The 8,287-nt window shown below is 74.1% G+C and carries 1 protein-coding gene; it reads right to left on the bottom strand.

The window, feature by feature from the left end; all coding sequences use genetic code 11:
* A partial coding sequence (locus tag J0670_RS01485; RefSeq protein WP_279382919.1) for a type I polyketide synthase occupies positions 1-6,894 on the bottom strand: 6,894 nt, incomplete at its 3' end.
* Positions 6,895-8,287: the final 1,393 nt, after the last annotated feature.

Genomic DNA, 8,287 nt, shown 5'->3' with positions numbered 1-8,287 from the left:
CGGCCGCGCGTGGGTGTAGGCGCGGGCGAACTGTGCCCAGTCTGCCTCGGTGACGACCGCGAGGGCCTCGTCGTGGTCGAGGACGTCCTGCAGCGCGTCGAGTGCCCGGCCCGGGTCCAGTTCGCCGAGGCCGAGCAGGGTGCGCTGGCGCTGCACGGGCTCCAGGGCCGCCATGCCGCCTTCGGCCCAGATGCCCCACGCGACGGAGGTCGTGGCGCGGCCCTGGGCCCGGTGCTGTGCGGCCAGGGCGTCGAGGAAGGTGTTGCCGGCGGCGTAGGCCGCGCCGTGGCCGTCGCCCCACACGCCCGCGGTGGAGGAGAACAGGACGAAGGCGTCGAGGTCCGGCAGGAGTTCCGCCAGGTTCGCCGCCCCGGCGACCTTGGCCGTGATGACCTCGGCGAACTCCGCCGGTGTGGTGTCGGCCAGCCTGGTCGCCCTGATCGCGCCGGCGGTGTGGAAGACCGCGCGGATGTCGCCGACGCGCTCGACGAGGTCCCGCAGGGCGTCCCGGTCGGCCACGTCGCACGCCGCCACGGTCACCCGCGCCCCGGCTGCCTCCAGTTCGTCGCGCAGGCCGGCCGCGCCGGGGGCGTCGGGGCCGCGGCGGGAGGCCAGCACGATGTGCTCCGCGCCCTGCCGCGCGAGGCGGCGGGCCACGTGTCCGCCGAGCGCGCCGGTGCCGCCGGTGACCAGCACCGCGCCCCGCGGCCGCCAGGACCGCGCGGCCGGGCCCGATGAGGCCTTACGGCGCAACCGCTTGGCGAAGCGCCGGGTGCCGCGGATCGCCACCTGGTCCTCGCCCGTGCCGGCGAGCACGACGAGCAGCGCGTTCACGCTCTCCTCGTCGGGCACGGCGGGAAGGTCGACCAGGCCGCCCCAGCCCTGCGGGAACTCCAGCGCCGCGGACGCCCCGGTGCCCCACGCCAGGGCCTGGGCCGGGCTGGTGACCGGGTCGGTGCCCGAGGTGCTCACGGCTCCGCTGGTCGCGCACCACAGCGGGACGGCCGCCGTCCTGACCGGGTCCAGGCTGCGCGCCGGGTCCAGGGTGCGGACCAGATCCAGGGTGCGGACCAGGCCCGCCGGGAGCACCGGGTGGTCGGGGTGCGGCTCCTCGTCCAGCGCCAGCAGCGACAGCACACCGTCCGGCCCGGGCCGGGCGTCCCCGGTGTCGGCTGCGTCCCAGGTGTCGGCCACCGCGAAGCCCCGTTCGCGCAGGGCCTCGGCCCACGGGTGCCCGGTCGGGGCCAGGACGAGCCAGCGGTCCGGGTCGACCGGGGCCGCGGTACCGCTCGTCGGCGCCCACGCCACCTCGTACCGCCAGTCGTCACGGGGCACCGGCGGGGTCGCGGTCACCCAGTAGGGCTCGCGTTGGAAGGCGTACGTGGGCAGGTCCGCCCTGGGTGCGGTGCGGGGCAGGACCGGAGTCCAGTCGACGTCGGCTCCGGCGGCGTGGAGGCGTCCCGCCGCGGCGAGGAACTCGGTGAGGCCGCCGTGGTCGCGGCGCAGTGTTCCGGTGGCGGCGACATCCAGCGCGGGCACCAGCACCGGGTGCGGGCTGACCTCCAGGAACAGGTCGTGGCCGTCGGCGGTGAGCCGGGCGGTGGCCAGGTCGAACCGTACGGGTTCGCGGAGGTTGCGGTACCAGTAGTCGGCGTCGAGGGCGGAGGTGTCGACCGGCTCGCCGGTGACCGTGGAGTAGAACGGGACCGCCGCCGAGTGGGGCGTGATGTCGGCCAGTTCGGCGAGCAGTTGCTCGCGGATCGCCTCGACCTGCGCGGAGTGGGCGGCGTAGTTGACGGGCAGGCGGCGGGCGCGGATGCCGTCGGCCTCGCAGGCGGCCAGCAGTTCGTCCAGCACGTCGAGGCCGCCGGACACCACGACCGCCGCGGGTCCGTTCACCACGGCGGTGGTCAGCCGCTCGCCCCAACGGGCCAGGTAGCCGGCGGCCTGTTCGACGGACAGCGCGAGGGACACCATGCCGCCCCGGTCGGCGATGACGGCCAGTGCCCTGGACCGTAACGCCACGACCTTGGCGGCGTCCCGCAGCGACAGCGCGCCGGCGACGTACGCGGCGGCGATCTCCGCCTGGGAGTGGCCGACCACGGCGTCCGGCCGCACGCCGTAGGACCGCCACAGGTCGGCCAGCGCCACCATGACGGCGAACAGGGCCGGCTGCACCACGTCGACGCGGTCCAGCGAGCCGTGGCGCAGTTCGTCGACCAGCGACCAGTCGGTGTACGGGGCCAGGGCGGCGGCGCAGGCGTCGATGCCGGCGCGGAAGACCTCGGACTGCTCGTACAGGTCACGGCCCATGCCCGCCCACTGCGCTCCCTGTCCGGGGAAGACGAACACGGTCCCGCCGGTACGGGCCGGCAGGCCCGGCAGTCCCGGCGGGAGCGCGGCCAGGCCGGACAGCAGGTCGTCCCGGTCGGCGCCGACCACCGCGGCCCGGTGCTCGAACCGGGTGCGGGCGGCCAGTGCGCGGCTGATCGCGGCGGCCGGGACGTCGGGGTGGGCGGTCGCGTACGCGTGCAGCCGCTCGGCCTGGGCGCGCAGCGCGGCGTCGGTCTGCGCGGACAGCAGCCAGGCGGTGGGGGCGGCCCGGCCGGCGGGTTCGGGAAGGTGGACGGGGTCCGGGTCGGAGGACTGCTCGATGATCAGGTGGGCGTTGGTGCCGCTGATACCGAAGGCCGAGATGCCGGCGCGGCGCAGGTGCTCGTGCTCCGGCCACGGCCGGGCCTCGGTCAGCAGCCGGACGCCGCCGGAGGTCCAGTCGACGTGCGGGGAGGGGGCGTCCACGTGCAGGGTTCGCGGCAGTTCGCCGTGCCGCATCGCCATGACCATCTTGATCAGGCCCGCGACGCCGGCCGCCGCCTGGGTGTGGCCGATGTTGGACTTCACCGACCCCAGCCACAACGGCTCGTCCCGGTCCTGACCGTAGGCGGCCAGCAGGGCGTGGGCCTCGATGGGGTCGCCGAGGGTGGTGCCGGTGCCGTGGGCCTCCACCGCGTCCACCTCGGACGCCTCCAACCCGGCGTTCGCCAGCGCCTGACGGATCACCCGCTCCTGCGACGGACCGTTCGGCGCGGTCAACCCATTGGACGCCCCGTCCTGGTTGACCGCGCTTCCCGCGACGACCGCCAGCACCCGGTGGCCGTTGCGGCGGGCGTCCGACAACCGCTCCAGCAGCACCAAGCCGGCGCCCTCGGCCCAGCTGGTGCCGTCGGCCGCGGCGGCGAAGGGCTTGCTGCGGCCGTCCGCCGCGAGGCCGTGCTGGCGGGAGAACTCGGTGAAGCCCAGCGGTGTCGCCATGATCGTGACACCGCCGGCGAGCGCCAGCGAGCACTCGCCCGCGCGCAGGGCCTGGGCGGCCAGGTGGACGGCGACCAGGGACGACGAGCAGGCGGTGTCCACGGACAGCGCCGGACCGCGCAGCCCGAGGTGGTAGGCGACCCGGCCGGACGTGACGCTGGTCGCTACGCCGGTGAACAGGTAGCCCTCCAGGTCCTCCGGCAGGCCCGGCCCGGTCGCGTAGCCGGACGACCAGACGCCGGTGAACACGCCGGTGTGGCTGCCGCGCAGCGAGGCCGGGTCGATCCCGGCGTGCTCGAACGTCTCCCAGGCCGTCTCCAGCACGAGCCGCTGCTGCGGGTCCATGGCGAGCGCCTCGCGGGGCGAGATGCCGAAGAACGGAGCGTCGAATCCGGCCACCGCCTCCAGGAACCCGCCCCGGGTGATGTACGTGGTGCCCGCGCCGCGCAGGTCCGGGTCGTACAGGCCGCCCAGGTCCCAGCCGCGGTCGTCCGGGAAGTCGCCGATCGCGTCCACGCCCTCCGCGACGAGCCGCCACAGGTCGTCCGGCGAGGCCACCCCGCCGGGGAAGCGGCAGCCCATCCCCACGATGACGACCGGGTCGTCGTGGGCGGCCTGGGCGGCGGGGGCCGGCCGGTCGCCGGGGCCGGTGCGCAGCCAGTCGATCAGCTCCGCGGGCGTCGGGTGGTCGAAGACGAGACCGGAGGGGAGTTGCCGATCCAGGACGCCGACCAGGCGGTTGCGCAGTTCGAGCCCGGTGACCGAGTCGAAGCCGAGGTCCTTGAAGGTGAGCGCGGGATCGATGTCCGCGGGGTTCTCGTGGCCCAGCACGAGTGCGATCTGCGCGGTGACCACGGCGGCCGCGTCGACCGTGTCGCCCGACTCGGGGTCGCCGGTGTCCGTGTGGCCCGCCCCGGTGTCGCCGGTCTCCGGGCCGCCGTCCGGCCGGCCGGGCGCGGCGGTCTCCGCTGCGTGCGTCCCCGGGCCGGCCGGGGTCCGTCCGCTCTGCCCGGCTGTCGCTTCGGGCAGCCAGTGCGAACGGCGTTGGAAGGCGTACGTGGGCAGGTCGACCGGCGCGGCCTCGGCGACGGCCGGGGACCAGTCGACCGGCACGCCGGCCACGAACAGCCGGGACAGCGCGGTCAGGAAGGCGTCCGGCCCGCCCCGGTCACGGCCCAGCGTGCCGGTGGCGACGCCGGGCGCGCCGGTCCGCTCGCGGGCCTGTTCCATGATCTGTTCGAGGGCGGGCAGCAGCACCGGGTGCGGGCTGGCCTCGACCACGACGTCGTGCCCGTCCGCCAGCAGTGCGGCGGTGGCCAGGTCGAAGCGGACCGGCTCGCGCAGGTTGCGGTACCAGTAGCCGGCGTCGAGCTCCGTGGTGTCCTCGAGGAGGCCGCCGGTGACCGCGGAGTAGTACGGGATGGTGCCCTGCCGAGGCCGCACACCGTCCAGTTCGGTGTGCAGCCGCTCGCGGATCGCCTCGACGTGCGCGGAATGGGAGGCGTAGTCCACCGGGACGACGCGTGCGCGGACACCGTCCGCCGCGCAGGACTCGACCAGTTCGGACAGGGCCTGCGTGTCGCCGGACACCACGACCGAGCCGGGGGCGTTGACCACGGCGACCGTCAGCGCGCCGCCCCAGCGCGACACGTAGTCCTCGGCCCGCTCGGCGGACAGGGCCACGGACACCATGCCGCCCCGGCCGGTCAGCGCCACCAGCGCGCGGCTGCGCAGTGCCACGATCCGGGCCGCGTCGGACAGCGACAGCGCGCCCGCGACGTACGCCGCGGCGATCTCGCCCTGCGAGTGCCCGACCACCGCGTCGGGCTCGACGCCGAAGGAGCGCCACAGCTCCGCCAGGGACACCATCACCGCGAACAGGGCGGGCTGCACGATGTCCACGCGGTCGAGCGGGGCGCCGTCCAGGACATCGGCCAGGGACCAGTCGGTGTACGGGGCCAGTGCCTCGGCGCACTCATCCATGGCGGCCCGGAAGACGGGGTACGCGTCGTACAGCTCCCGGCCCATGCCGACCCACTGCGCGCCCTGGCCGGGGAACACGAAGACGGTACGGCCCGGGGTGCCGGCCCGGCCGGCGGCGACCTGGGCGGAGTCGAGCAGGACCGCGCGGTGCGCGAAGCGGGTTCTGGTGGTGGCCAGCGCGTGCGCGACCTCGGCGCCGGTCAGGTCCGGGTGGCTGCGCACGTGTTCGCGCAGGCGCTCGATCTGTGCTCGTAGCGCCTGCTTGGTCCGCGCCGTGACGATCCACGGCGCCGGCCGGGCCTCGGGGGCGGGCCGCCGGGCCGGCGGCGCGGCCGCATCGGGCGCCTGCTCGACGATCACGTGCGCATTTGTGCCGCCCATGCCGAACGACGACACGCCGGCGAGCAGGGGCGCGTCCGGCCGCGGCCAGGGGGTCAGAGCGGTCTGGACCCGCAGCGCCAGTGCGTCGAGGGGGATGCCGGGGTTGGGGGTTTCGTAGTTCAGGCTCGGCGGCAGTGCGCGGTGGTACACGCTGAGGACGGCCTTGAGCAGACCGACGATGCCCGCGGCGCCTTCCAGGTGGCCGATGTTCGTCTTGGCGGAGCCGACCCGCAGGGCGTTGTCGGCGTCGCCGGACCCGGCCGGGTCGCGGTAGGCCGCCGCGAGGGCGGCGGCCTCGATGGGGTCGCCGACGGCGGTGCCGGTGCCGTGCAGCTCCACGTACTGCACGTCCGCGGGACGCACGCCGGCGCGGTCCAGTGCCTCGCGGATGACCTGCTCCTGGGCCTGCGCGCTGGGCACGGTCAGGCTCCGGGTGGCGCCGTCGTTGTTGACCGCGCTGCCCCGGATGACACCGTAGACGCGGTCCCCGTCGGCCAGGGCCCGGTCCAGCGGTTTCAGGACGAGGAAGGCGCCGCCCTCGCCGCGCACGAAGCCGTTGGCCCGGGCGTCGAAGGTGAAGCAGCGGTCGTCCGGGGACAGGCCGCCGAACTCCGCCGCTCCCTCCTCGCGGGCGGCGGTCAGGTTGAGGTTCACCCCGCCGGCCAGGGCGAGCGCCGACTCCCCGCGGCGCAGGCTCTCGACCGCCAGATGCACCGCGACCAGCGCCGACGACTGGGCCGTGTCGACCGTCATGCTCGGTCCGCGTACACCGAGGAAGTGCGAGACGCGGTTGGCGATGACGCCCCGGTTGGTGCCGGTCAGCGTGTGCGGCGTGATGTGACCGGGGTAGGTCAGGGACGTGTAGTCCTCCCACATCGAGCCGACGAACACCCCCGTCGGGCCGCCCGTCAGCGTGCCCGGAAGGATCCGGGCGTCCTCCAGTGCCTCCCAGGCGAGTTCGAGCATGAGCCGCTGCTGCGGGTCCATGCCGGCGGCCTCGCGGGGGGACACACCGAAGAACGCCGCGTCGAAGCCGTCCACCCGGTCCAGGTAGCCGCCGTGCCGTACGCCCTGCCGGCCCACGGGCGGCGCGGTGATCGCGTCGGCCCCGTCACACAGCAGTCGCCAGAACGCCTCCGGATCCGGGGCTTTCGGCAACCTGCCCGCCATTCCGATGACGGCGACACGATCGGCATCCGAATCCAGGGGGAAGCGCATCACAAAGACACCTCGTGAGCCGGGGGGGATGAAGGAAGGCGGGGTGTTTCCGTAGCAGTCCCGATGGTGCGGCTCCGGCCGCGCGAGCGGCCGGATCATCGAGCGCGCGGGCAGCCCTGCGACCCGGTGGTATCCGGACCCGGACTCGACCGCGCTTCGGGCGCATGGATCAGTGGAGCGGTCCTCGAGAGCGACGGCGTTGGCGACCCTCTTCGAGGAAGATGCACTGGTGAGCTGAGCGTAGGGGCCGAGGCGATGATCGTTCCGCCGCGCAGATGAGCATGGCAGCAACATCACGCCATCGCCATAGGCCACGCGAAGGCTGGCTCAAACGAGGCACATCGCAACGTCATATGCCTGCATGACCAAGGCACCGTGGCGAGATCCATCCCGTGCCCCGTGAAACGTCGTTTCTTACGGACGGCCCGTCGCAGTGTCGGCCGACGGACCTGCTGGCGAATCTGCCGGTGCGTTCACGGTAGTTCGTCCACGCCCTTCACCGCCACGGCCGGGCCGGGTTCATGGACACCGTCGACGCCGCCGGTGACAACGTCCTAGAATCCCATTCGCACTCGCGCCGAAGAACGTCCTCGACCGTCATCCGGCCACCCGGGAAGACCTCCGCACGGCGGTCACCACCCGGATCGAGCGAACCGACCACCGGCGCCGCCGGCAGCTCCGGCCGAACCGTTTGACCCCCGTCGACGTCGAGACGATCGCGAAGCGCCACCGCCCCCGGCGGCACACAACCCAGCTGTCACCGATCCGTGCATCGGTCCCGGCCGTTCGCGCCCGGCACCCGGTGCCCGGGTCTGGTGACATCCAGTCAGAAGGTAGCGATGCGAGCCACGTTTCCCCTCACCACACCACACCACCTCGACAACGAGCCCGAAGCCGAGGCTCTGCTCGCGCAGGCTCCGGTCGTCCTCGCGACGATGGGTACGGCAGACGTCTGGCTCGCCCTTTCCTACAAGGCGGTGCGCCAGGTTCTGAGCGACAGCCGGTTCAGCCGGGAGGCGGCCACACTTCCGGGCAGCCCGCTGAAACTGTCCGTCGCCGGCGACCCGTTACTGGTCTCCAGCCTGGACGGCGAGCGCCACGCCCGTCTGCGCAAGCTGATGTCGCAGGCGTTCAGCCCGCGCATGGTCGATCAGCTCGAGCCACGCGTGCAGTCCATCGTGGACTCCCTGCTCGACTCCCTCGATCCGACCGCGGATCTTGTGGCAGGTCTCTGCGCTCCACTGCCGTTGATGGTCATCTGCGAGCTGCTCGGCGTGCCCTACTCCGAGGCGGAGGCCATCCGCAGGTGGACCAGGCGGCTGTTCGTCACGGACATCACTCCGGACGAACTGCGGGCCGCACAGGGCGAGATGCGCGCACCTCGCCTTCGGGC

The organism is Streptomyces sp. FH025, from assembly GCF_017427025.1.
In the GTDB taxonomy this organism is placed as follows: Bacteria; Actinomycetota; Actinomycetes; order Streptomycetales; family Streptomycetaceae; genus Kitasatospora.
The sequence above is the reverse complement of the archived record's forward strand: the minus strand, read 5'-3'. Positions and strand labels throughout refer to the sequence as shown.